General features: G+C 70.4%; 27 protein-coding genes. 17 read left to right on the top strand and 10 right to left on the bottom strand.

Annotation, left to right across the window (positions count from 1 at the left end; genetic code table 11):
- Window positions 1-43 precede the first annotated feature (43 nt).
- The 3 genes from AB0I66_RS39550 to AB0I66_RS39540 form a co-directional block, all read right to left on the bottom strand.
- Window positions 44-1,747, bottom strand: a complete 1,704-nt coding sequence (locus tag AB0I66_RS39550; protein ID WP_363212912.1) for an immunity 49 family protein — start codon at window positions 1,745-1,747, stop codon at window positions 44-46.
- Between the two features lie 100 nt (window positions 1,748-1,847).
- On the bottom strand, window positions 1,848-2,123 hold the full coding sequence (locus tag AB0I66_RS39545) for a hypothetical protein (protein ID WP_363212911.1): 276 nt from the start codon (window positions 2,121-2,123) through the stop codon (window positions 1,848-1,850).
- A 71-nt stretch (window positions 2,124-2,194) separates the two neighbouring features.
- Window positions 2,195-3,100, bottom strand: a complete 906-nt coding sequence (locus AB0I66_RS39540; RefSeq protein WP_363213071.1) for a LysR family transcriptional regulator — start codon at window positions 3,098-3,100, stop codon at window positions 2,195-2,197.
- A 91-nt stretch (window positions 3,101-3,191) separates the two neighbouring features.
- Between AB0I66_RS39540 and AB0I66_RS39535 the strand changes: the two genes are divergently transcribed.
- A complete protein-coding gene (locus AB0I66_RS39535; RefSeq protein WP_363212910.1) occupies window positions 3,192-4,520 on the top strand; it encodes an aspartate aminotransferase family protein in 1,329 nt (442 codons plus the stop codon).
- A 21-nt stretch (window positions 4,521-4,541) separates the two neighbouring features.
- On the opposite strand, the gene AB0I66_RS39530 is transcribed toward AB0I66_RS39535, so the two are convergent.
- From AB0I66_RS39530 to def, 3 genes are all read right to left on the bottom strand, one after another.
- Window positions 4,542-4,925, bottom strand: a complete 384-nt coding sequence (locus AB0I66_RS39530; protein WP_363213070.1) for a GNAT family N-acetyltransferase — start codon at window positions 4,923-4,925, stop codon at window positions 4,542-4,544.
- Window positions 4,926-5,045: 120 nt separating this feature from the next.
- Entirely contained in the window at window positions 5,046-5,669 is a 624-nt protein-coding gene (locus tag AB0I66_RS39525; RefSeq protein ID WP_363212909.1) for an SMI1/KNR4 family protein, read from the bottom strand.
- 11 nt (window positions 5,670-5,680) lie between these two features.
- The gene (gene def / locus AB0I66_RS39520) at window positions 5,681-6,418 is read right to left on the bottom strand and encodes a peptide deformylase (protein WP_363213069.1); all 738 of its coding nucleotides are present in this window, start codon (window positions 6,416-6,418) and stop codon (window positions 5,681-5,683) included.
- Window positions 6,419-6,634: 216 nt separating this feature from the next.
- Here def and AB0I66_RS39515 point away from each other — a divergent pair, with 216 nt between their 5' ends.
- Genes AB0I66_RS39515 through AB0I66_RS39505 form a run of 3 tightly spaced genes read left to right on the top strand, consistent with a single transcriptional unit; the run spans window position 6,635 to window position 7,780 of the window.
- Window positions 6,635-7,147 carry an ArsR family transcriptional regulator gene (locus tag AB0I66_RS39515; RefSeq protein WP_363213068.1) on the top strand — a complete coding sequence of 171 codons (513 nt, stop codon included), beginning with the start codon at window positions 6,635-6,637 and terminating at the stop codon, window positions 7,145-7,147.
- Window positions 7,148-7,163: 16 nt separating this feature from the next.
- Entirely contained in the window at window positions 7,164-7,403 is a 240-nt protein-coding gene (locus tag AB0I66_RS39510; protein ID WP_363212908.1) for a hypothetical protein, read from the top strand.
- Window positions 7,403-7,780, top strand: coding sequence for a toxin Doc (locus AB0I66_RS39505; RefSeq protein ID WP_363212907.1), 378 nt, complete (start codon window positions 7,403-7,405; stop codon window positions 7,778-7,780). The genes AB0I66_RS39510 and AB0I66_RS39505 overlap by 1 nt, the downstream gene beginning before the upstream one ends.
- Here the strand turns inward: AB0I66_RS39505 and AB0I66_RS39500 are convergent, their stop codons facing one another.
- Together AB0I66_RS39500 and AB0I66_RS39495 are read right to left on the bottom strand one after the other, a co-directional pair.
- The gene (locus AB0I66_RS39500; RefSeq protein ID WP_363212906.1) at window positions 7,781-8,350 is read right to left on the bottom strand and encodes a MepB family protein; all 570 of its coding nucleotides are present in this window, start codon (window positions 8,348-8,350) and stop codon (window positions 7,781-7,783) included.
- 85 nt (window positions 8,351-8,435) lie between these two features.
- A complete protein-coding gene (locus AB0I66_RS39495) occupies window positions 8,436-9,098 on the bottom strand; it encodes an HAD family hydrolase (protein WP_363212905.1) in 663 nt (220 codons plus the stop codon).
- Between the two features lie 286 nt (window positions 9,099-9,384).
- Here AB0I66_RS39495 and AB0I66_RS39490 point away from each other — a divergent pair, with 286 nt between their 5' ends.
- From AB0I66_RS39490 to AB0I66_RS39445, 10 genes are all read left to right on the top strand, one after another.
- The gene (locus AB0I66_RS39490) at window positions 9,385-9,807 is read left to right on the top strand and encodes a DUF2243 domain-containing protein (RefSeq protein ID WP_363212904.1); all 423 of its coding nucleotides are present in this window, start codon (window positions 9,385-9,387) and stop codon (window positions 9,805-9,807) included.
- On the top strand, window positions 9,804-10,562 hold the full coding sequence (locus tag AB0I66_RS39485; protein ID WP_363212903.1) for a cytochrome c oxidase assembly protein: 759 nt from the start codon (window positions 9,804-9,806) through the stop codon (window positions 10,560-10,562). Before AB0I66_RS39490 ends, AB0I66_RS39485 begins: the two co-directional genes overlap by 4 nt.
- A gap of 72 nt (window positions 10,563-10,634) precedes the next feature.
- Window positions 10,635-11,285: a hydrolase gene (locus AB0I66_RS39480; RefSeq protein WP_363212902.1), complete on the top strand. Its 651-nt coding sequence runs from the start codon at window positions 10,635-10,637 to the stop codon at window positions 11,283-11,285.
- A 222-nt stretch (window positions 11,286-11,507) separates the two neighbouring features.
- Window positions 11,508-12,425, top strand: coding sequence for an L-threonate dehydrogenase (ltnD, locus tag AB0I66_RS39475; protein ID WP_363213067.1), 918 nt, complete (start codon window positions 11,508-11,510; stop codon window positions 12,423-12,425).
- Between the two features lies 1 nt (window position 12,426).
- Window positions 12,427-13,731: a 3-oxo-tetronate kinase gene (otnK, locus tag AB0I66_RS39470; protein ID WP_363212901.1), complete on the top strand. Its 1,305-nt coding sequence runs from the start codon at window positions 12,427-12,429 to the stop codon at window positions 13,729-13,731.
- The gene (locus tag AB0I66_RS39465) at window positions 13,728-14,456 is read left to right on the top strand and encodes an aldolase (RefSeq protein WP_363212900.1); all 729 of its coding nucleotides are present in this window, start codon (window positions 13,728-13,730) and stop codon (window positions 14,454-14,456) included. Before otnK ends, AB0I66_RS39465 begins: the two co-directional genes overlap by 4 nt.
- A gap of 61 nt (window positions 14,457-14,517) precedes the next feature.
- On the top strand, window positions 14,518-15,822 hold the full coding sequence (locus AB0I66_RS39460; RefSeq protein ID WP_363212899.1) for an MFS transporter: 1,305 nt from the start codon (window positions 14,518-14,520) through the stop codon (window positions 15,820-15,822).
- Between the two features lie 35 nt (window positions 15,823-15,857).
- Window positions 15,858-16,697 carry a 2-oxo-tetronate isomerase gene (gene otnI / locus AB0I66_RS39455; RefSeq protein ID WP_363212898.1) on the top strand — a complete coding sequence of 280 codons (840 nt, stop codon included), beginning with the start codon at window positions 15,858-15,860 and terminating at the stop codon, window positions 16,695-16,697.
- Window positions 16,694-17,728, top strand: coding sequence for a D-erythronate dehydrogenase (gene denD / locus AB0I66_RS39450; RefSeq protein WP_363212897.1), 1,035 nt, complete (start codon window positions 16,694-16,696; stop codon window positions 17,726-17,728). The genes otnI and denD overlap by 4 nt, the downstream gene beginning before the upstream one ends.
- A gap of 17 nt (window positions 17,729-17,745) precedes the next feature.
- Window positions 17,746-18,495, top strand: coding sequence for a FadR/GntR family transcriptional regulator (locus AB0I66_RS39445; protein ID WP_363212896.1), 750 nt, complete (start codon window positions 17,746-17,748; stop codon window positions 18,493-18,495).
- A 10-nt stretch (window positions 18,496-18,505) separates the two neighbouring features.
- On the opposite strand, the gene glgX is transcribed toward AB0I66_RS39445, so the two are convergent.
- Window positions 18,506-20,638 (bottom strand): glycogen debranching protein GlgX, encoded by a 2,133-nt coding sequence (glgX, locus tag AB0I66_RS39440; RefSeq protein WP_363212895.1) that lies wholly within the window; start codon window positions 20,636-20,638, stop codon window positions 18,506-18,508.
- 48 nt (window positions 20,639-20,686) lie between these two features.
- Window positions 20,687-21,205, bottom strand: coding sequence for a pep a2 (locus tag AB0I66_RS39435; RefSeq protein ID WP_363212894.1), 519 nt, complete (start codon window positions 21,203-21,205; stop codon window positions 20,687-20,689).
- A 294-nt stretch (window positions 21,206-21,499) separates the two neighbouring features.
- Between AB0I66_RS39435 and AB0I66_RS39430 the strand changes: the two genes are divergently transcribed.
- From AB0I66_RS39430 to AB0I66_RS39420, 3 genes are all read left to right on the top strand, one after another.
- On the top strand, window positions 21,500-21,703 hold the full coding sequence (locus AB0I66_RS39430) for a DUF5133 domain-containing protein (RefSeq protein WP_363212893.1): 204 nt from the start codon (window positions 21,500-21,502) through the stop codon (window positions 21,701-21,703).
- 73 nt (window positions 21,704-21,776) lie between these two features.
- Window positions 21,777-23,747, top strand: a complete 1,971-nt coding sequence (locus AB0I66_RS39425) for an alpha-1,4-glucan--maltose-1-phosphate maltosyltransferase (protein WP_363212892.1) — start codon at window positions 21,777-21,779, stop codon at window positions 23,745-23,747.
- Window positions 23,748-23,786: 39 nt separating this feature from the next.
- Window positions 23,787-24,292 (top strand): alpha-amylase family glycosyl hydrolase (locus tag AB0I66_RS39420; protein WP_363212891.1); only part of this gene is annotated, 506 nt, incomplete at its 3' end.

Here is a 24,292-nt window from a genome sequence, read left to right as displayed (position 1 = left end):
GAGGGTTTCAGCGCGCGGCGTCGGCCCGCCCGAACCTTCTCGATCAGGCCGCCGGCATCTCCTCGATCCGTTCGCGGTTGAGCAGGTACGTGGGCAGATAGGGCTGCGGCATGTCGACGGGGAAGCCGTAGTCGTACGCGAGGCTCGTCATCGCGAGGACTCCCAGCGCCACCCGGGCGCGCGGCGCCGTCGAGTCGCCCCAGTAGTTGCGGTGGTAGTCGACGGCGTCGGCCAGGGCCTTCGTGAAAGCGTCGTGGTCGCGGGCGATCAGGCGGTGGAAGAGGGCCACGGGCTGGTAGTCGATGAGGTCCGCGAAGTCCTTGGGCGTGTGGGTCAGGGACTCCGGATGAGACGTTTCCATCGTGGCGAGCAGCTTGGCCACGACGTCGTCCATGGGGCGCTCAGACCAGTAGGTCTGGAGGGTGTCGATCCAGTGCAGGACATACGCGTCGACGGAGTCGTCCTGTCGCAGCACCTCAAGGGGCACCTGGCACAGCCGGTCGGCCCGGTCCTTCTGACGGCACGCGACCGCCACGTAGAAGGCATCGAGCCAGGCGCGGGCCTGGGCGGGCGGCGCGGCCGGGGTCGCGGGCAGCTGCGGCACCATGTCCTCGCCCAGCCAGCACTTCTGGGCCGACGCACCGGCGAACAGCGCCGTGCCGAGCTGCACGGAGACGGCCCAGGCGTCCCAGGTGCCGACGTACGACGCCTTGGGGTCGGCGGCGCAGTGGGCGTGGGCGAGCGTGAGAGCCGAGGCGAAGGCGTCGCCCAGCCCGGCCGAGTCCTCGGCGAGACCGGCTATGGCGTCGGCCGTGGCGTGGGTGAGGGCAGCCACGTCGGGTGCCTGGGCCGCGGTGGCGGTGTCGAGCCGTCCGGCGCGGTCGAGGCGCACCAGGCCCTTCAGGCGGCCGAGCAGCTCCGGCGGCGGCTGCAGGGAGAAGGAGAGGGTGTCGTGGTCGATGACCGTGATGGACGTCAGGCGGCCCTGATGCCACCAGTAGACCCGGGGAGACAGGGAGCCCGGTCCGTCCTCGTACGCACCGAGGCCGTACGCGGCAAGGGCGTTGATGGCCTCGGCCACCGAACCGTCGGCGATCGGGTGGTAGGCCAGCAGGTGCCGGGTGGGCACGACGAAGAGGGCTCCGGCGTCCGGGAGCGGCTGCCCGGTGACCTGCCGGACCGTCTCCGACAGGTACAGCGCCTTGCTCGCCACGAACGGGGATTCGCCGTACAGGGAGTGCAGCACCGCCCCTCCCTCGACGGGTACTTCGTCGTGCTCGACGGATACGCGCATCAAGTTCGCGTACGCCGCCTGCCCCAACTCCTCGATCCCTGCGCGCTCCACGTCGGGGTCGGTGAGCATGCGCACGCTGGTGGGCATGTCGAGGGAGTAGGCGAAAACGAGTCCCTCGGCCACCACGCGCGCGTAACTCATGGCGCCGGCGATCTCCGGCGTGAGCGAATCCGTGGGTATCAGCCGCGCGTGCACACCGCGAAGGAGTTCGGCGGCGCTCTCGTCGCTCTTGCCTGCCTCCGCCAGGCGGCCGAAGTGGCCCGCGACCATCTCGGGCCAGTGCTCCGGCGGCGTCTGCCGGCACCTCTGCGCCAGGTTGTGCAGGAAGTGGGTCTGGCCCTCCTGCGCATACGGGGCGGCGAGTGCCCGCAGGCGGTCGGCCTGGTCGGTGGTCAGCATCGGCAGCTCGTGGTCGGGAGCGTCCGACATGCCAAAGGTGTTGTTTTCGTTCACCGTTGCGACTCTACGATCTGTGTGGGGGCGGAACTGACGCCGGGTCGGGAGGGACTTGGGAGGGTGGGGTCGGTCAGCGGTCCCTGACGTGGGCCCGTGGTCAGGGAGTGTCGCCGGACCAGTCCCAGCGACGGCGGTCGCCGGGCCGTGGGTCGTACATCGCCCGCCCGCCCGCACCGAAGTGCCCGAGCTCCGTGGGCAGGGCGACACCGGTCTCCTTCTCGCCCTTGGTCCAGCCAGTCATGTCGAGCAACAGGCCGTCCAGGGGGCCACCGACCAGCTCGCCGTAGTCCCGCCCGGGCTGTGGGCCCTGGCGGGGGTCGTCATGGTCCTGGCCGTAGACCCGGCCGCGCAGCAACTCCTCATCCCTGTCCATGCCTCCCACCCTCCCAGCCGCCACTGACAATCCGGCTTCTGTGCGTCCGGGCACGGCTCTGGCCTCTGGCCTCACTCCCCGCCCGGCAGCGGCAGCTCCGGGTGGTGGCGCAGGGCTTCGAGGACCGCGCGCACCGCCGCGCGGGGCGGCGAGCCGTGGCGGATCGCCGCGGTGATGGTGCGCGTCATGGGAGTGGCGAGCTCCCTGGTGGCGACGTCGTAGCGGCGGTCGACGGCCAGGCCGGGCAGCAGCGCGATCGACAGTCCGGCCTCGACGTGCTGCAGGGTCATCATGTAGTTGCTGAACCGGCACACCACGCGCGGCTCGAAGCCGGACTGACGGCACAGGCGCAGCGCGAGATTGGCCATGTACGACTGCGGGATGTCGAAGGCCCACGCCTCGTCCGCGTACGCCGCGAGGTCAACGGCGCCGCGGCCGGTCGCCGGATGCCCGGGCGGGACCACCAGCAGGACCGGGTCCATGGCCAGCGGCACGATGTCGAGGTCCGGTCCCAGCGGCAGGTCATCGAAGTCCGTGGTCGTGATGATGATGTCCGCGTCGCCGCCGCGCAGCGCGGGCATGCTCGCGTGCGGCTCCAGCTCCAGAAGCTCGACGTCGAGATGCGGATGCTCGCGTGCGAGGCGGCTCACCGCGGGCACGGCCATAGTGTGGATCGCGCTCTGGAACGCCCCGAGCCGCACGAGCCCGGCCGGTTCCTCGCCGAAGCCGCGCAGCTCCGCCTCCACGCTGGACATGTGGTCGAGGATCGCCCGCGCCCGGCGGGCGAGGATCAGTCCGGCCGGGGTCAGCCGCACCCGGCGCCCCGTCCGTTCAAGTAGCTGGGTGCGTGTCTCGCTCTCCAGCACGGCGAGCTGCTGGGACACGCTCGACGGGCTCAGGTTGGCGGCCTGGGCGACCGCCCGCACGGTGCCCAGGGTGTCGAGCTGGCTCAGCAGCCGCAGCCTCCAGGGGTTCATCACGTACCCCATTGTTGTGCGGTTCTGCCGAACAGGAAAGCCGGAATCGTGAGATGGACGTGTTGCTCGGGTGCCGCCTACCGTCGGCGACATGAGCGCTTCGACCACAGCCCTGCAGTCCACCGACACCTTCTGGGCCGATGCCGAGAGGCATCTCGTGCGCTACGGCGGCGAGTTCACCCACGAGATCATCGAGCGTGCCGCCGGAAGCTTCGTGTTCACCGCGGACGGCCGGAAGATCCTCGATTTCACCTCGGGCCAGATGAGCGCGATCCTCGGCCACTCGCACCCCGAGATCGTCGCGACCGTCCAGCGGCAGGTCGCGTCCCTGGACCACCTCTTCAGCGGCATGCTCAGCCGCCCCGTGGTCGACCTCGCCCGGCGTCTGGCGGAGACTCTGCCCGCGCCGCTGGAGAAGGCGCTGCTCCTGACGACCGGCGCCGAGTCCAACGAAGCCGCGCTCCGCATGGCCAAGCTCGTCACCGGCAAGCACGAGATCGTCTCGTTCGCGCGCTCCTGGCACGGCATGACGCAGGCCGCCGCGTCCGCCACCTACAGCGCGGGCCGCAAGGGCTACGGTCCCGGCGCGCCCGGCAACTTCGCCATCCCCGTGCCGAACAGCTACCGGCCCGACTTCACCACGGACGACGGCTCCCTGGACTGGCGGCGCCAGCTGGACTTCGCCTTCGACCTGATCGACGCCCAGTCGACCGGCAGCCTGGCCGCCTGCCTAGTGGAGCCCATTCTCAGCTCCGGCGGCATCATCGAGCCGCCGCCCGGATACTTCGCGGCCCTGCAGGCCAAGTGCCGGGAACGCGGCATGCTGCTGATCCTCGACGAGGCGCAGACCGGGCTGTGCCGCACCGGGACCTGGTACGCGTTCGAGCGCGACGGCGTCGTGCCCGACATCCTCACGCTCTCCAAGACGCTGGGCGCGGGTCTGCCCCTGGCGGCCGTGCTGACCAGCGCCGAGATCGAACGGGAGGCGCACGAGCGCGGGTTCCTGTTCTTCACCACGCACGTCGCCGACCCCCTGGTGGCCGCGGTCGGCAACACCGTCCTGGACGTGCTGACCCGCGACAGGCTCGACGAGCGCGCACGTACGCTCGGCGCGTTCCTCCACCAGGGCCTGACGGACATCGCCGCGCGGCACGCGGTCGTCGGCGACATCCGCGGCCGTGGCCTGCTCGCGGGCCTCGAACTCGTCGTCGACCGCGAGACCAAGCAGCACTCGAACGAACTGGGCGCACGGGTCACCCGGCGCTGCCTCGAACTCGGCCTGCACATGAACATCGTCCAACTCGCCAACATGGGCGGGGTCTTGCGGATGGCCCCACCACTGACCGCCACGGAGGAGGAGCTGTCACTCGGCCTGACGATCCTGGACCAGGCGATCGACGAGGCCTGCGCTTCCCTTTGAGAACCCGTCGTCGAGCTGCTGTCAGAGTTGGCGGAAGTACACCGCCGTCGGCAGTTTGACGCAGCCGAGGCTCTCGTACAGGCCGCGGGCCGGCGCGTGGAACGCGTCGCCGCCCGTGCCGATCTCGACCATCCTCGCGCCGAGACCGCGCAGCTCGCTGAATGCGTGCCGGCACAGCACGGTGCCGACCTGGTCGCGACGGTGGTCTGCTGCGACGGCGAGGATCTCGATCCTGCCGTGGCCGTTGAGCGGGTCTGCCTGCCAGGCGACGTAGCCGACGATGACGCCGTCGGTCTCCGCGACCGCCACGTACTTGTTCTGCTCCGGGTCGTGCAGGCCAGGAACCTGCCGGCGGTAGTCGTCGCGCCAGTCGCCGTGCTGGATGTCGAAGACGACGTCGCCCACCAAGGGCCGGAGCGACCCTTCGTGGAACGCGTGGAAGGTGTCGATGGTCAGCTGGGTCAGACGTGCCAGGTCGCTCGAGACCCGTTCGAAATGCTGCCCGTGATCACGGATCGCGAGCGGTCAGAGTCCTCCATGGCGGTTCTTTAGGGCAGCCATGTCCCAGACCACCGACACGGCGTCGTGTTCTGCGTCCGCGTCCTTCCAGTACGGAAGCCCCTGTTCGTCCGTGGCGAGCACGTAGTCCAGGACATCCGCGGCAGAGCCGACGGACAAGGCCTGCGCGGCCCAACTGAGCAGGGCTTGCAGCGAGGTGTACTGGGGCCGGTCGTGGAGCCGTCCACCGTCACCGTGGGCATGCACACCGATGCGCCCGTGCTCGTCACCCGGTGCCATCTCGACGAAGAGGGAACCCCCGGCGCCATCTGTGGCCAGGGGCAACCACGATGAACGCCAGTAGCGCAGTTCATCGTGAACATCGGGCTGTTGCGACCCGATCCACCACACATGGTCTTGCGCGATCTCGGCTGCGCCGGACAGCCGGTAGTTGCCGGGCAGCAGGCACTCCCCCGAGCCGTCATGACGGCTCAGGGATGCCACCAGGTCCTCGGGAAACAAGAGCCCGCACTGCCGTTCCGCCGCGCGTACCGCGTCAGTGCCCGCGGCCGGGGGCAATGAGGCGTATGCGGCCGGTGCGTACTCACGCAACCAGGTCTCGATCCGCAGCCACGCGTCCTCGATCGTCATGGCATCCATCGTCACTCGCGGGACCACCCGGACACCAGACCGTCGTGAGCGGCTCGGACGGTCGGGCTCGGGCGGCTCAGGCGGTCGGCCCTGGTGGTGCGTTGGGCGAAGACGTGCTCGCGGCGTTCTGCCATCTGCCGCATGGCTTCCTTGCGGTCCCGGCGGGAGAGGCGGTCGAGGTACGTGTGGCCGACGAGGTGGTCGGTTTCGTGCTGCAGGCAGCGGGCGAAGTAGCCCGTGCCCTCGATGACGAGAGGGTTGCCTTCCTTGTCCAGGCCGCGGACGACGGCCCGATCGGTGCGGGAAACCGTCATCGTGGCGCCGGGTACCGACAGGCAGCCCTCGGATGCGTCGAGGAGTCGGCGACCGCCCGGCTCGGGCAGCTCCAGGACGGGGTTGAGGATGTGGCCGACATGGCGGATGCCGTCGTCGTCCGGGCAGTCGTAGACGAACAGCCGCAGGTCGACGTCCACTTGGTTGGCGGCGAGACCGGCGCCCTCGGCCACGTACATCGTCAGGAACATGTCGTCGATGAGCGTCGACAGTTCCGCTGTCCCGAACTCGGCCTCGGTCACCTCTTGGCACGGGCGGCTCAGGATCTCCTCGCCCACCACCGTGACCCGGCGGACCGAACCCCGCGCCGCCTCCGGCGTCAGTGCGGGGAACGTGTCGACGGGCCGCCCCTGCACGCGCACACGCCGGTCCTTCTGACGGCTTCGCCCTGGGCCGTCGGACCAGTCCTCACGCATGGACTCCACTGACATCCCTGCCTCCCCCTTCGCTGCCTTCGCTGCCTTCGCTGCCTTCGCTGCCTTCGCTGACAGCAAGCGGGCGAGGCCCGCTTGCCAACCGCTTTGCAAAGTAGCAGACTTTGCAAAGTGACCGAAGACGACCTCCACCCACACCTCGACGCGACCCGGGACACCGGCGAAGCCTTGCGCGAGCACGACGTTCGTACGGCCCTGATGGGCCTGCTCGCCGAAGTCGGCACGGTGACGGCGACCGAGGCCGCCGCACGGCTGGGCTACAGCTCCGGGCTCTGCTCCTTCCACCTCCGGCAGCTCGCACGGCACGGACACATCGAGGAAGCCCCTCACCAAGGAGGGCGCGCACGCCCCTGGCGCCTGCGGCAGGACGATGCCGCCGGCGAAGGGCCCGCGGAGGAGGAGTTCGGCGAGCTGGCCCGCGGCCTGGAGGACGAGAGCTGGCAGCGCTGGCTCTCCCAGCGCGACCAGGCCCCGGCCGGATGGCGCCGCGACGAGGCATTCAGCGCCATCGCCTACCTGACACCCGAGGAGATGAGCCGGGTCGCCGACACCGTCCGCCGGGCCCTCGCCCCCTACCAGGACCGTGAACAACGCCCGCTCGCCCGTCCGGACGGGGCCCGCCCGGTGGCGCTCATCACCCGGCTGTTCCCCCTGCTGCCGCAGTCCGGTTCCGGCGCGGATGACGGAGGGGCTCCCCCGACAGGTACCTAGTTGGTACCTTGGACGTATGCCGTCTCTGAACGTGACTTTCACCGATGAGGAGCTCAAGGGTGTCCGCGCGGCCGCGGCGGCCGAGGGCAAGAGCCTCAAGCAGTATCTCCACGACCTCGGAGTGCGTGAGATGGAGCGCCAGAAATTCGTCGCGGGCGCCTCCGCCTGGGCCGACCGGCTGCGGGCCGAGTTCGACGCGGCCAATCCGGAGGAGATCCCGCCCTCCGCACGTCACGAGGGGTCCGCGGCCGCCTGATGGTTCTGTACGTAGACGTGTCCTGGCTGTTAGACGTCCAGGAGTTCGCGGTCGCCCCCGAGGACATGACGGTCTCGGACTACTCCGCGCTGGTCGCCGCGGTCGCGCGCCACAAGACGAAGCTGCCGACCCTGGAGTCCGCCGACCCGGACGCCGCCTGGCGCGCCGCGGCCCTGCTGCACACCATCGTGCGCCTGGAACCTCTGCCCTACCGCAACAGCCTGTACGCGGCGTTCGTCGCCGCCCAGTACATGGACCAGTCGGGCGAGGGCCTCGATCCGCCCTACGGCGCGCTGTCCGACCTCATCCGCAAGATCCGCGACAGCCGGCTCAGCGTCTACGCCGTCGCCGATCAGATCAGGTCCTGGAAGGTCTGATCACCGGGCTCGCGCTCGGTAGAGCTCCTGGGCGCGGGCCAGGTCGATGGGGCCGTCCTCCCGCAGGTGCAGGAAGAAGTCCGCCTGCCAGGCCTGCGCACGGTTCGCCTGCCGGTTCGCGGTGATCACCCAAGGCGGGTAGACGCGAAAGGCCCGCTTCCCGCCCGCGCCGTCCTCGGACACGACGCCCTGAGTGCGCAGCGCGTCCTTGGGGAAGACGAACTGACCGAAGTGGCCGTGCTCCCGCGTGCTGACGACGAAGAGGTCGACCGGGTCCGCCGTGTCGAAGGGTGCGATGGGCCCGGCCTGCGACCTCTTCCAGACGGTGACGAACTGGCCCACCTTGGTGGGGGTCGTCTTGGCGGCGCGGAACCGGACGGGGCGACCGTCGAGCGTGAACGCGTGGGCGGCGTACGCGGCGCCCTCGGCCTCGGGCACCGGTCGCGAGCAGATGAACCCGCAGGGGTCGTACACGAGCGCCTTGGCCGCTACGAGATCCCCGTGAGCGGCAGTGCTGTCGACCCACGGTTCGAAAGCGGAGGGGGGTGAGTTCTCGCAGGTCGTTGCCATGGGGCCACCCTGTCACGGCGGACGCGCCGGCCGACCGGCCGCCCTCAGGGGACGCCCGTCGGGTCGGGTGCGAGCGCGTGAACCCTCACTCCCCCGCGAACGCGCTTTTCTTGAGCGACGCCAGCAGGTGGGCGGTGTCGTCGTACACCTCCGCCGCTCCGGCCTCGGAGAGGTCCTCGCGGGGGATGCCGCCGCTGAGCACGGCCAGGGGTGTGACGCCCGCGCGCCGTGCGGCCTTCATGTCCCAGACCGAGTCGCCGACGAACACGCTGTCCTCGGCCTTCGCACCGGCCAGTTCGAGCGCGTGGGCGACGGGCTCCGCCGCGGGCTTGCCCTCCTCGACGTCGTCGGCGCTCGCCGTCGCGGTGATGACGTCGTCCGCGTCCACGGCGGCACGCAGCGCGTCGAGCTCGGCGCCGCCCGCGGAGGTGGCCAGGACGATGGTCCACCCCTGCCCCGCCAGGGAGCGCAGCAGCTTTCCCGCGTCCTCGAAGGCTTCGAGGCGGTCGAAGTACGTGCCGTAAAGAGTCTTGTGCGCGGCACTGAGGGCGTCGTCCTGGTCCGTGTCGCGGTCCTTGCCGAGGAGGTGCTCGATCAGGTCGGTGCCGCCCAGGCCGATCGCGCGATGCACGGCGCGCATGGGCACCCGGTGCCCGGCCTGCCGAAACGCCTCCCACCAGGCGGTCACATGCAGGTAGTTGGTGTCGACGAGCGTTCCGTCGACGTCGAACAGGGCGGCACGCGTCACGAGGAATCCCTTCATGGTCGTACGTGGAGTTTTCACCGTAATAGCCCTACCGGCGGCACGCATGGCCGCCGCGTGCGCGCGTGCAGGGATCACCGGGCGACAAAGTGGCGCAAAGGTGGCGGTCTGTCATTCCGCTTCACGGGTACCCGGCGCCTCGCCCCATCACTCATGCCGATCGTTCCCGCCCGTTTGCCCGCCCTGGCACCGAGGAGTCCCGGATGACGACCACGTTCCATCCCCGTGAGCAGCGAAGCGTTCCGTCCGAGCGGCACAGGGGCGCGGACCGGTGAGGGGGCGCTCACTGCTCTCCGGGGCGCTGGTGGGCGTCGGGTTCGCCGCGTTCATCGACGAGATGGTCTTCCACCAGCTGCTGCACTGGCATCACTTCTACGACAAGGCGTCGAGCGAGGCGGGCCTCGTCTCCGACGGAATCTTCCATGCCTTCGGCTGGCTCGCGATGGTGGCGGGCCTGTTCCTGTACGCGGACCTGTGGCGCCGGGGCGCCCGGCACCTCACCGCCTGGTGGGCGGGCCTGTGCCTGGGCCTCGGCGGCTTCCAGCTGTACGACGGCACGTTCCAGCACAAGGCGCTCGAGCTGCACCAGATCCGCTACGGCGTGGACCTTGCGCCCTACGACTGGACCTGGAACGTGATCGCCGTGCTGTTCCTGCTCGCGGGCGCGCTGCTGCTGGTCCGGGCCCGCCGATGACGGCGGTGGTGCTGCTCGTGGCCGTGGGCTGTCTCGGCTATGCGGTGGCCGCCCGGCACCTGCGTCGGCGCGGCGACAGCTGGCCGCATCGGCGTGACACGGCGGTGGGCGCGGGCGGCGCGGTGCTCGCGGTCTCGCTGATCGCTCCGTGGGAGGGGTGGCCGCCGTTCACCGGGCACATGGTCACCCATCTGGGCGTCGGAATGGTCGCGCCCCTGCTCTTCGTGCTCGGCCGCCCGGTGACGCTGGCGCTGCGCGCGCTGCCGGTCGGGCCACGGCGGCGGCTGCTCTCCTGCGTGCGTTCGCGGGCGGCGGCGCTGCTCGTGTGGCCGCCGCTGGCCGCGCTCGTGCACATCGCGGGACTGTGGGCGGTGTACCGCACGCCGCTCATGGAGGCCACCCATCACCGGCCGTGGTTGCACACGCTCATCAGCGTGCATCTCCTGGCCTCCGGCGTGCTGTTCTCCTTCGCGGTCCTGGCCCTTGACCCGCTGCGGCACCGCGCCTCCTTCGCCGTGCGCGGCGCGGCCCTGCTGGCCGCGTCCGCCGCGCACGGCATCCTGTCCAAGTCGCTCTACGCCACGGGCCCGCCCGGCACCTCTTTCGCCGCGGCCGACCTGCACCGGGCGTCGTACGTCATGTATTACGGCGGGGACGTGGTCGGCATCGCGCTGGCGGTGATCCTGTGCCACCAGTGGTACGCGGCCGAGGGCCGGGCGCTCGTGCGGGACAGGCGTGCCTCGGCTGCCACCTGAGGGCGGCTGCCGCGTGAGGGGAATCTCGCGGGGTACCCGGCGTGCACCCCGTTCCCGGAATCCGGAGGTCCCATGCTGTCCCAGATCGTCACCGTGCCCAGCGGCGAGGGGGCACTCATCGGTGAACTGACCGTGCCGGACACGGTGTTCGGTGTAACGGTGCTCGCCCACGGCAGCGGCACCTACCTGCGCAGCCCCCACAGCCGGGCCCTGGCCGGCACGTTGCACGACTCCGCGGTCGGGACACTGGTCATCGACCTGCTCGGCCCCGACGAGGCGGCCGCCGACCAGGCCACCGGTCGGCCGCACGGCGACGTCGCCCTGCTGACGCATCGGCTGATCGCGTCGGTGGACTGGCTGGCCGCCCACGTCTCAGATCTGCCGGTCGGGCTGTTCTGCGCCAGCACCGGGGCGGCGGCCGCACTCGGGGCCGCCGCGGCGAGGCCCGGCCTCGTGGACACCGTGGTCTGCCCCGACGGACGCCCCGACTTGGCCGGGGACGAGGTGATCGGTCATCTGCACGCTCCGGTGCTGCTCATGGTCGGGGGGCGCGACACCGAGGTGCTGCGGCTGAATCGGGAAGCCGCCAACCGGATGCGCGTGCTCAGCCGACTGCGCGTGATCCCCGATGCCACGCATCTCTGCGAGGAGCCGCAAGCGTTGGGCGAGGTCGCCTCCCTGGCCGCCCGGTGGTTCGCCGGGATGGGCCAGGCGCAGATCTGAGCGTCCGGCCGACGCACGTTCCATAGGGCGCGGCGGGAGCGGCGGCCGCAGAGTTCCCCCTGCGTCCCGCCCTCGCCACCCACATTTCGATGTGTGACCGGCATCACAGTGCGCCATCCCACATCCTCAGGTCATCATATGACCCGATCGCCGCACGGATTCAGCGCCGGAAAGCGCCCCGAGCGGCATGACGCGGCCCGGCACAGCGAGACGAGGATGGGCATGAACGACCAGGACAGGCCGGCACGGCCGCGCGCAGGCGTGGTGGGGCTCGGGGCCATGGGCCTCGGCATGGCACGCAGTCTGCGGGACGCGGGCTTCGACGTAGGTGTCCATGACCTGCGCCCCGACGTGGCCGCGGCCTTCGCCGCGGACGGCGGCACCGCCTTCGCGTCCGCCGGTGAACTGGCGGCCTCCGTCGACGTCTTGGTCGGCGTCGTGGTCAACGCCGACCAGGTCGAGTCGGTCCTGTTCGGCGACGGCGGCGCGGCCGAGCGGCTGCACCCGGGTTCCGTCTACGTCATGTGCTCCACGGCCGACCCCACCTGGTCCGCCGAGCTGGAGCGGCGCCTGGCCGAGCGCGGCGTGCTCTACCTGGACGCGCCCATCTCAGGTGGCGCCGCCCGTGCGGCAACAGGGCAGCTCACCATGATGACTTCGGGCGCCCCCACCGCGTACGCGATCGCCGACCCGGTGCTGGAGGCCATGAGCAGCACGGTCTACCGCCTGGGCGACCGGGCGGGCATCGGCTCCAAGGTGAAGGTCGTCAATCAGCTGCTCGCGGGGGTGCACATCGCCGCCGCGGCCGAGGCCATGGCGCTGGGCATCAAGGCGGGCGTACCCGCGGACGCGCTCTACGAAGTGATCACGCACAGCGCGGGCAACTCATGGATGTTCGAGAACCGCATGGCGCACGTGCTCGCCGGCGACTACACGCCGCTGTCCGCGGTCGACATCTTCGTCAAGGACCTGGGTCTGGTGCTCGACGCGGCCCGCCCGGAGAAGTTCCCCCTCCCCTTGGCGGCCACCGCCCATCAGATGTTCTTGCAGGCGTCCGCCTCCGGACTGGGCGGCGAGGACGACAGCGCGGTGATCAAGATCTTCCCGGGGATCGAGCTGCCCGGCCAGGAGGAGAACTGACATGGCGATCCGACTCGGCTGCATCGCCGACGATTTCACCGGCGCCACGGACCTGGCCAACAACCTGGTGCGCGCGGGCATGCGCGTGGTCCAGCTGATCGACGTACCGCCCGCGGGCGTCGAAGGGCCCCTGGACGCCGACCCCAACGCCATCGCCGACGCCGACGCCGTCGTCATCGCGCTCAAGTCCCGTACCACCCCTGCCTCCGAGGCCGTCGCCGCCTCGTTGAACGCACTGCGGTGGCTGCGCTCCGCGGGCGCCGAGCAGATTTACTTCAAGTACTGCTCGACCTTCGACTCGACGCGGGCGGGCAACATCGGTCCCGTCACCGAGGCCCTGATGGACGCCCTCGGCACCGACTTCACGGTCGCGACCCCGGCGTTCCCCGACAACGGGCGCACCGTGTTCAAGGGGCATCTCTTCGTCGGTGACGTCCTTCTGGGCGAGAGCGGCATGCGCCATCACCCGCTGACCCCGATGACGGACTCCAACCTGGTGTCCGTGCTCGGTGCGCAGACCGCGCGCCCCGTCGGCCTCATCGACCACACCGTGGTCGCCGCCGGCGCCGAGGCGATCCGCGAGCGCTTCGACACGCTGCGCGAGGAGGGGGTGGGCGCCGCGATCGTCGATGCCGTCTCGAACGACGATCTGCTGCGGCTCGGCGCCGCGGTCAAGGGCCTGCCGCTGGTGACCGCGGGGTCGGGGCTCGCCATCGGTCTGCCGGCCAACTGGGGGTTCGAGCCGTCACCGGCCGCCGCCCAACTGCCGCCGCCCGGAGGTCATCAGGCCGTCGTCTCCGGATCGGTGTCCACCGCCACCAACGGTCAGGTCCAGGCATTCCTGGACAGCGGACGGCCCGCGTTCAGCGTGGATCCCCTGCGGATCGCGGCCGGTGAGGACGTGTCCGGGCAGGCGCTCGCCTTCGCCGCCGAACGGCTGGCCCAAGGGCCGGTCCTCGTCTACTCCACCGTGACGCCCGACGCGGTCAAGGACGTCCAGGGCCGCCTCGGCGTCGCCGAAGCCGGTGAGCTCGTCGAACAGACCCTGGCCCGCGTCGCCCAGGGACTCGTCGAGCTGGGCGTCCGCCAACTCGTCGTCGCCGGTGGCGAGACCTCGGGCGCGGTCGTGCAGGCGCTCGGCCTGACGGGCCTGCGCATCGGACCGCAGATCGACCCGGGCGTCCCCTGGTGCGCCGCGGCGCTGCCCGACGGCGACCCGCTGCACATCACGCTGAAGTCGGGCAACTTCGGCGGCCCCGACTTCTTCACCGCGTCCTTCGCCCACCTCGACCAGGAGAGGCCATGACCGGCCCGCTGAACGCCGCCTCCGGCAATCCGGACAGGGTGGACGCGGCGCGCGCCGAGATCGTCCGGGTGGGCACCAGCCTGTTCGCCCGGGGCTACGTGCACGCCAGCGCGGGCAACATCAGCGCGCGGATCGACGAGCCCCGAGACGACTCCGGAGGTGACGCCCGAAGCGGCTCGCACCTGATCACGCCCACCGACGCCGCCCTGGGCTTCCTGCGGCCCGAGCGCCTCGCGCTGGTCAATGCCGCAGGCGATCAGATAGCGGGCGACCGCGCCAGCAAGACCCTCACCCTGCACCGCCGGATCTGTGCCGCCGACCCCACGGCACGGTTCGTGATCCACACCCACTCCACGCATCTCGTCGCGCTCACCCTGGCCGGCGTGTGGAGTCAGGACGACGTGCTTCCGCCCCTCACGCCGTACTACGTCATGAAGGTCGGGCACGTCCCGCTCATCCCCTACCACCGGCCCGGCGATCCCCGCGTGGCCGACCTCGTGACCGGCCACATCGCTGATCGTGCGGCGGGACGCACGCCGATCAGGGCCGTGCTGCTCGACCGTCTGGGCCCCGTGGTCTGGGGTCCGGACGCCGCATCCGCTCTCGCCGTCCTCGAAGAACTCGAGGAAACGGCACGCCTCTGGCTCCTGACCGACCGTCGCCCCGAGCCGCTCCCCTCCCCCGCTCTCGACGAACTGAGGTCCGTGTTCGGCGCCTCTTGGTGACCGCACACCGCACCGCGCACCGCCCGTCGGAGAATCCCCTGAGCCGCAGTAAGGATTCCGCATGTCCACGCCCACCGCGACGGCCGAGACCCCCGAACTCGCCCGCGAGAACGCCGTGTTCCGCAAGGTCGTTCTCCGCATCGTCCCCTTCCTGATCCTCTGTTACGTCTTCTCCTACCTCGACCGCGTCAACGTCGGCTTCGCGAAGCTGCAGATGTCCGACGACCTGGGCCTGAGCGAGGCGGCGTACGGCCTCGGCGCCGGACTGTTCTTCATCGGCTACTTCATCTTCGAGGTCCCCTCGAACCTGATGCTGCAACGCGTCGGCGCACGCACCTGGATCGCCCGCATCATGATCACGTGGGGCCTGGTCTCGGGAGCGTTCTCGTTCGTCACGAACGAGACCACGTTCTACGTGCTGCGCTTCCTCCTGGGAGCCGCCGAGGCGGGCTTCTACCCCGGCGTGATCCTTTACTGCACCTACTGGTTCCCCTCCCACCGCCGGGCCCGCGTGATCGCGATGTTCATGTCCGCGATCCCCGTCGCCGGCATCTTCGGCAACCCGCTCTCCGGCTGGATCATGGACACCTTCGACGGGGTCAGCGGATGGCACGGCTGGCAGTGGATGTTCCTGCTCGAGGCGATCCCCGCGCTCCTCATCGGTGTCGCCACGATGTTCTACCTCGACAACGGCGTGCGCAGCGCCAAGTGGCTCTCCGAGGAGGAGAAGGACGTCGTCGAGGCGGCGATCGCCAGGGACACCGCCCACCAGAAGCACGGCCGGGTCTGGGACGGCTTCCGTGACCCCAAGGTGTGGCTGATGTGCCTCATCTACTTCTGCTTCGTGATGGGCCAGTACGCCCTGACCTTCTGGATGCCCACCTTCGTCAAGTCGACCGGCATCGACGACAACTTCACGATCGGTGTGCTCAGTGCCGTGCCGTTCGTGGCCGCGCTGATCGCCATGAACCTCTTCGGACGCTCCGCGGACAAACGCCGCGAACGCCGCTGGCACCTGGTCGTCCCGAGCCTCATGGGCGCCGTCGGCTTCTCCCTGGCCGCCGGCTGGAGCGGGTCCACCGTGCTGTCCCTGATCGCCCTGTCCTTCGCCGCGGCCGGCGTACTGACCTGCGCCCCGCTGTTCTGGTCCCTGCCCACCGCGTTCCTCGGCGGCACCGCGGCGGCGGCCGGGCTCGCCCTGATCAACTCCGTGGGCAACCTGGCCGGCTTCGTCAGCCCGTACATGATCGGAGGGCTCAAGGACGCCACCGGCTCGACCTCCATCCCGATGTACGTCCTGGCCCTGAGCCTGGTGATCGGCGCGGCCGCCGTGCTGACCACCAAGAAGGACGTCGTCAACCGTTGACCGGGTCCCGGCCCGGCCCCACCGCAGGAGCAAGCATGCCGAGGTTCGCCGCGAACCTGTCCATGATGTACACCGAGCACGACTTCCCCGACCGCTTCGCCGCCGCGTCGGCCGACGGCTTCGAGGCCGTCGAGTACCTCTTCCCCTACGCCCACGAAGCCGCCGAGCTGCGCCGCCTGCTCGACGACCACGGGCTGCGCCAGGTCCTGTTCAACGCGCCGCCCGGTGACTGGGAGTCCGGGGAGCGGGGCATCGCGTCGCTGCCCGGCCGCGAGAGCGAGCTCCGCGACGGCATCGAGCGGGCCCTGGAGTACGCCGCGGCACTCGGCTGCGGCCAGGTGCACGTGATGGCCGGTCTGCTGCCGCCGGACGTGACCCCGGCCCAGCGGGCCACGCATCGCGCCACCTACCTGGCCAACCTGGCGTGGGCCGCCGAGCGGGCCGCCGCCGTGGACGTCGACCTCCTGATCGAGCCGATCAACGGCCGCGACATGCCGGGCTACTTCCTGCACCGGCAGGCCGAGGCGCACGCTCTCGTACAGGAGGTGGGCGCCACGAACCTCAAGGTGCAACTCGACCTGTATCACTGCCAGATCGTGGAGGGCGACCTCACCACGACACTGCGCCGCGACCTTCCCACCGGCCGCGTCGCCCATCTGCAGATCGCCGGCGTGCCCGACCGTCACGAGCCCGACCGGGGCGAACTCAATGTCGGCCATCTCTTCGACACCGTCGACGAGTTGGGCTTCGACGGCTGGATCGGCTGCGAGTACATCCCCCGCGCCGGTACGAGCGAGGGACTCGGCTGGCTCAAGAACCACCGCCTGTCCAAGAACGACCGCCGGTCCAAGAACGAACGAGGAGACCACGCATGAGGATCGTCATCACCGGCGGCTTCGGCTTCCTGGGACAGCAGGTCGCCGACGCCCTGCTCAAGCGGCGGACCCTGTGCGGTGCGCCGATCAGCCGACTCGTGCTCGCCGACCGATTCGTGCCCGCCGAGGCACCGGTGGCGGCCGACCCGCTGGTGGAGATCGTCCGGGGCGATCTGAGCGAGCGCCTCGACGCGATCTTCGCGCAGCCCGTGGACGTCCTGATCCATCTGGCGTCGGCGGTCTCCGCCGAGTGCGAGGCCGACTTCGACCTCGGCATGAGCGCCAACCTGGACACCACCCGCGCCCTGCTCGACGCCGCCCGCGCCCAGTCGGCCGCGGGCGGGCCCCTCCCCCGGGTGGTGTTCTCCAGCAGCGTCGCCGTCTACGGCTCCGATGCCGCGCTGCCCCTTCCGCCCGTGGTCAGCGAGTCGACGCTGCCGACGCCGCAGTCCAGTTACGGGACGCAGAAGCGCGTGTGCGAGCAGCTGGTCGCCGAGTACACGCGGCGGGGCTTCGTCGACGGGCGTGTGGCGCGCCTGATGACCGTCTCGGTGCGGCCGGGCAAGCCGAACGCGGCGGCCTCCGGGTTCCTGTCCGGCATCATCCGTGAGCCTCTCGCCGGTCTGCCGGCCACCTGCCCGGTCAGCCCCGGCCTGCGGGTCGCCCTCGCCTCGCCCCGGCGCACCGTCGAGGGCATCCTCCGGATCACCGAGACCGAGCGGGGGCCGGGCGGCCTCGAAGGCGGGCTTCCGGTCAACCTTCCGGCGCTGACGGTCACGGTCGCCGAGATGCTGCGGACGTTGCGCGAGGTGGCCGGTGACGCCGTCGCCGACCGGGTGACGGTGGCGCCCGACCCCAGCGTCGAGGCGATCGTCGGCTCGTGGCCCGCCGCCTTCGACAACGCGCGCGCCACCGCGCTCGGCCTGCGGCCCGACGAGAGCTTCGAGGCGGTCGTCAGGGCGTACATCGAGGACCACCCCGAGGCCGTCGCCTCCACGGACCTGCCCGCGACCGGGGCGAGCAGGCCCTGACGGATAGAATGACGAGCATGTTCTCCAAGGTGAGTGGCCCCATTCGGCTCGCGGACCGGGTCGCCGCGATCCTCTCGGAGGAGATCGAGTCCGGACGTCTCGCCGAGGGCGACAAGCTGCCCACCGAGGTCGAGTTGGTCAAGCAGCTGGGCGTCAGCCGCACCGTGATCCGCGAGGCGGTCTCCCGGCTGCGCAACGCGGGCCTGGTCGAACCGCGCCAGGGCCGTGGCGTGTTCGTCATGCCCCGGCGCACCCGGCCGCTCGACCTGGAGGCCGAGGCATCCGGCACCAAGTCCAAGGTCCTGCAGATCGTGGAGGTCCGCCGCGCCATGGAGGGCGAGGCGGCCTCCCTGGCCGCCGTCCGGGCCACACCGGAGGACATCGCCCGGATGCGCCAGTCACTGGCCGCGATCGACAAGGCGGTGGCGGACGGCGGCGACGGGGTCGACGAGGACCTGGCCTTCCACCAGTCGATCGCCGAGTCGACCGGCAACGCGGTGATGGTCTCGACCGTGCGGTATCTGGGCGAGGTCATGCGCGGCGGCATCCGCGTCACCCGGGCCAACGAAGCACGGCGCGACGACTTCATCGAGGCGGTCCGGGTGGAGCACCACGCGATCCTGGCGGCCGTCGAGTCGGGCGACGCGGAGGCGGCCCGCAGTGCCGTACGCCGTCACATGAAGCACGCGGCGGCCCGGCTGCAGGACGCCGACGAGGGCTTTTGGACCCAGACGGACGAGCTTCAGGTGGACTTGGACCGCCCCTGATCCGCCCCCGTCACCTGACCGGGGGACGGGAGAGGACGATCAGGGACCGCGGCTCCACCCTCAGCGTCGTCTCGGCCTTGTGCTCCGTCTCGTCCGGCGGGCCGCCCGTCTCGTAGGTGTCGAGCAGAGTCGTCCAGCACGCCCCGTACGCGACATCGGGGAGCCGGAACTCCATCGGCTCCCAGTAGCAGTTGAACAGCACCAGGAAGGAATCGTCGACGACGGTGCGCCCGGCGCGGTCCGGTTCGGCGATGGCGTCGCCGTTGAGGAAGACGGCCACCGCGTGCGCGTCGGGCCGGTCCCAGTCCTCCGTCGTCATCTCCGCGGCGTCCGGGCGCAGCCAGACCAGGTCCGGCAGCGGCTGTCCCTGGCGCGTGACGGTGTCGCCGCGGAAGAAGCGGCGCCGGCGCAGGATCGGGTGCTCGGTGCGCAGCGCCACCACCCGGCGGGTGAAGTCCAGGAGTGCCGCGCGTTCCTCGTCGAGGTCCCAGTCGATCCACGTCGTCTCGTTGTCCTGGCAGTAGGCGTTGTTGTTGCCGCGCTGGGTGCGGCCCAGTTCATCCCCGTGGCCGAGCATCGGAATGCCCTGGGAGAGCATCAGCGTGGCCAGGAAGTTGCGCTGCTGCCGTGCCCGCAGCCCGCGCACCTCGGGGTCGCGCGTGGGGCCCTCCTCGCCGCAGTTCCAGGACCGGTTGTCGCTCTCGCCGTCCCGGTTTCCCTCGCCGTTGGCCTCATTGTGCTTGGTGTCGTACGAGACCAGGTCGCACAGGGTGAAGCCGTCGTGGGCGGTGATGAAGTTGACGCTGGCGCGCGGGCGGCGCCGGTCGCGCTGATAGAGGTCGGCGGAGCCCGTCAGGCGGGAGGCGAACTCCGCGAGCGTCCGGTCGCCGCCGCGCCAGAAGTCCCGGACACAGTCGCGGTACTTGCCGTTCCATTCGGACCACAGCGGCGGGAAGTTGCCCACCTGGTAGCCGCCGTCACCCAGGTCCCACGGTTCGGCGATCAGCTTGACGCGGCTGATCACGGGGTCCTGCTGGATGAGGTCGAAGAACGCGGAGAGCCTGTCCACCTCGTGGAACTGCCGGGCCAGGGTCGCGGCCAGGTCGAAGCGGAATCCGTCGACGTGGCATTCGGTGACCCAGTAGCGCAGTGAGTCCATCAGCAGCTGCAGGACGTTGGGGTGGCGCATCAGCAGGCTGTTGCCCGTCCCCGTGGTGTCGTAGTAGCGGCTGAAGTCGTCGTCGGACAGCCGGTAGTAGGAGGCGTTGTCGATGCCGCGGAAGGAGAGGGTGGGGCCGTTCTCGTTGCCCTCGGCCGTGTGGTTGTAGACCACGTCGAGGATCACCTCGAGGCCTGCCGCGTGCAGGGCCTTGACCATGGACTTGAACTCGGTGACCTGCTGGCCGAGTGTCCCGTGCGCCGCGTAGGTGTGGTGGGGCGCGAAGAACCCGATCGTGTTGTAGCCCCAGTAGTTGGACAGGCCCTTGTCGAGCAGAAATCCGTCCTGGACGTACTGGTGCACCGGCATCAGCTCGACCGCGGTGACCCCCAGCGAGGTCAGATGGTCGATGACCGCCGGTGCGGCCAGGCCCGCGTAGGTGCCGCGGAGCTCTTCGGGGACGCCGGGGTGGGTGCGGCTCAGTCCGCGTACGTGCGTCTCGTAGATGACCGAGTCGGCGTAGGCGTGCGAGGGCGGGCTGTCACCCGTCCAGTCGAAGGCCGGGTCGATCACGACACCGCACAGGGCGGCCGGTCCGGCGCCGTCGCGGGACGCTGTGTCGTCGCGGAGGTCATGGACCGCTCTGGCGTAAGGATCGAGGAGAAATTTCCGCGGGTCGCAGCGATGCCCGGCGGTGGGCATCCACGGGCCGTGCACCCGATAGCCGTAGCGCTGGCCCGGTCCGACATCCGGCAGGTAGCCGTGCCACACCGTGCCGTCGGCCTCCGCCAGGGTCACGCTCCGCTCGGTGCCGTCCTCGTCCACAAGGATGAGGACGACCTGCTCGGCCACCTCGCTGAACAGGGCGAAGTTCGTTCCTTCGCCGTCATAGGTGGCGCCCAGCGGGAAAGGTCGGCCGGTCCATACGCGCACAAAGGTCTCCCGTCGATGGCCCTTGGGTCTCTTGCTTCGACCATCGGGCATGCGGCGGGTGCGCGCCCTTCCGGGAGCGCACCCGCCGCAACGTCCGGGTCAGGCGGGGCCTGCGACCTCGAGCGGCGTCACCACGTCCGGCGCGCCCACGGCGACCGGCTGCACGACGGCGCGGGGCAGGGGCCGCGCCTCGATCGTGTCGGGCTCCGGACCCTTGGGAACCAGGGGCTCGCGAAGCTCCGTACGGCTGCGCAGCGAGAACCAGACGATGTGCCGGTCATCCGCCGTGCAGCTGCCCCAGCCGTCACTGAGCTCCGCGATCTCGGCCAGTGAGTGCGACTCGACGCCGTGCTCACCCAGGACGGCCGGATCGCCGTGCGAGACCGCGGTGATCAGGTGCTGACCCGTCCACCAGGTCTCGATCGCGGTGCGCCCGGCACCGATGTTCCGGGCCGCGGGCTCCAGCAGGAGACCGATCCCGCGTGACACGTCGGAGACGTGCTGTTCCAGCCCCCAGTACCTCAGATGGGCGGCCAGGATGCGCCGGATCTGACCGACGCGTTCCGGCTCCAGATCCACGTCGAGGTGGTAGTAGCGGGGCACTGAATGGTGCTTCATCGTTCATGCTCCTCACCGCGGAGCCCACGCTTGCGGCGCTTCGGCGTAGAGCCGGGTCACGCACGGAAGGTGAGCAGTGATCGCTCGAGAGTCAGCACCAGCGTCACCCCCCTACTCCATTCGTGCAACACGAGAGTGATCGGTCGCGCACTCTGCGTTCAACAGGACGGCGAGCGCTTCACCTCGCACCATGGGGGAGGGAGTGAACCCGCCGTGACGGGTCGCTCCCCCTCCGTGAACGGTCCGCGAGCCCGCCTGGGCTCGCCGTTGCGGAGGCCCAGGAGGTCGAGTGCGATGCGGGCGGAGCGCGCCACAGATGACGTCGGTCGGCAACTGGTGAGGTACCGCGCCTGGCAGCGCCGCTTCCTCGCCTCGCCCGGCGATCCCGCGGTACGCGCGCGCTTCGAGGACGCCGTGGCCGCCCTGTGCGCGGTGACGAGCCGGCGCTGCGGACGCGAGGCGGCCGAGGCCGCCGAACGCCCGCCCGGCGGCGATTGACGCGGCACGCGTGGCCGCAGGGAAACGAAACGAAGACGATCTACGCGCACGGTACGACCCGGAGGTGGACAGCATGTCGGTGGACCCCAGCCACATCCGCATCCCCATCGAGGATGTGCGGCCCTGTGTCCACGGCGGCCTGCGTCCGGCGAAGGCAGTCGTCGGCGAGGCCGTCGAGGTGTCGGCCCTCGTGTTCGCCGAAGGCTCCGCCGTGCTCGGCGCGGAGGCGGTCCTGTACGCGCCCGACGGCCGCACCCTCCGGCGCGCAGCCATGCACGAGAGGGAGCCGGGCACGGACCGGTGGACCACCGACGTCACACCGGACGCGATGGGTCACTGGACCTTCGCCGTCGCCGCCTGGACCGACCCCATGGCCGCCTGGCAGCGCGACGCGGTGATCAAAGTGCACGCCGACGTGGACACCGGGGTCACCCTCGAGGACGGCATCCTGCTCTTCGAACGGGCCGTCGCCCAGGCCCCCGACGACACCGCGCGCTCCACCCTGCAGACGGCGCTCGGACTGCTGCGCGACGACACCCGCTCCTCGCTGGATCGTCTGGCGGCGGCCACGGCGCCAGAGGTGCGCGCACTCCTGTCGGCCCACCCGCTGCGCGAACGCCGCACCGAGAGCGTTGCGTTGCCGCTGCTCGTGGAGCGGGAGCGGGCCCTGTTCGGGTCCTGGTACGAGTTCTTCCCGCGCTCGGAGGGCGCGGTCGTGCGGGAAGGTGAGTCGCCGCGGTCGGGCACCTTCCGTACCGCCGCCGAGCGCCTCCCGGCCATCGCCGCGATGGGCTTCGACGTCGTCTACCTGCCGCCCATCCACCCCATCGGCACCACCTTCCGCAAGGGCCCCAACAACTCGCTGTCCCCCGGCCCCCACGACGTCGGCGTGCCCTGGGCCATCGGCTCCCCCGAAGGCGGCCACGACGCCGTCCACCCCGACCTGGGCACCCTGGAGGACTTCGACGCCTTCGTGCACCGCGCCCGCGACCTGCACCTGGAAGTCGCCCTCGACTTCGCCCTGCAGTGCTCCCCCGACCACCCCTGGGTGGAAAAACACCCCGAGTGGTTCCAGCACCGCGCCGACGGCAGCATCGCCTACGCCGAGAACCCCCCGAAGAAATACCAGGACATCTACCCCCTGGCCTTCGACCGCGACATGCCCGGACTGATCACCGAGACCGTACGCCTGCTGCGGTTCTGGATGGACCACGGCGTGCGCATCTTCCGCGTCGACAACCCGCACACCAAACCCGTCGCCTTCTGGGAGCAGGTCCTGGGCGACATCAACGCCACCGACCCCGACGTCATCTTCCTGGCCGAGGCCTTCACCCGCCCCGCCATGATGCGCACCCTGGCCGCCATCGGCTTCCAGCAGTCCTACACCTACTTCACCTGGCGCAACACCAAGCCGGAACTGACGTCGTACGTGCAGGAGTTGGCCGGTGAGACGGCCGCCTACATGCGGCCGAACTTCTTCGTCAACACCCCCGACATCCTGCCCGAGTTCCTCCAGAACGGCGGCCGCCCCGCCTTCGAGCTGCGCGCGGTCCTTGCCGCGACCCTCTCTCCCGCGTGGGGCCTCTACAGCGGATACGAACTCTGCGAGAACACGCCGCTCCAGTCGGGCGGCGAGGACTATCTGGACTCGGAGAAGTACCAACTGCGCCCGCGCGACTGGGAGTCGGCCGAGGGCTCCGGTGACACCATCGCGCCGCTGATCACCACACTCAACGCGATCCGTCGGCGCCATCCCGCGCTGCACCGGCTGCGCAACGTCCACTTCCACCCCACGGACAACGACCAGGTGATCGCGTACAGCCGTCATGAGCCCGGCGACACGGTGCTGGTGGTCGTGAACCTCGACCCACACCACGCCCAGGAAGCGACCCTACGCCTCGACGGCGCACGCCTGGGCATCACACCCGGCACCACCTTCCGGGTGCGCGACGAATTGACCGACGCGACCTTCACGTGGGGCGAGGCCAATTTCGTCCGACTGACACCGGGTGTCTCTCCCGCGCACGTATGCGCGGTCGAGTGAGGAAGCACGCGCCCCCAGCCGTGCGGCAACGGAGGATGCATGACCATCAACAAGCCGGTTTCCGACCTGTTCGAGGACACGCCCGCCAGGGACCGTGACCCCGAGTGGTTCAAGCGTGCCGTCTTCTACGAAGTCCTCGTCCGCTCCTTCCACGACAGTGACGGCGACGGCATCGGCGACCTCAAGGGCATCACCGCCAAGCTGGACTATCTGCAGTGGCTGGGCGTCGACTGCCTGTGGCTGCCGCCGTTCTTCACCTCACCCCTTCGCGACGGCGGTTATGACGTCGCCAACTACATCGCCGTGCTGCCCGAGTTCGGGGACCTCGGGGATTTCGTCGAATTCGTCGACGCGGCGCATCAGCGGGGCATGCGCGTGATCATCGACTTCGTGATGAACCACACCAGCGACCAGCACCCGTGGTTCCAGCAGTCCCGCAGCGACCCAGAAGGCCCCTACGGCGACTACTACGTCTGGGCGGACGACGACAAGCAGTACCAGGACGCCCGCATCATCTTCGTCGACACCGAGGTCTCCAACTGGAC

Source organism: Streptomyces sp. NPDC050439 (assembly GCF_040655335.1).
Lineage (GTDB): Bacteria > Actinomycetota > Actinomycetes > Streptomycetales > Streptomycetaceae > Streptomyces.
Note: the sequence above shows the minus strand (reverse complement) of the source record. Positions and strands in the feature narration are given on the sequence as shown.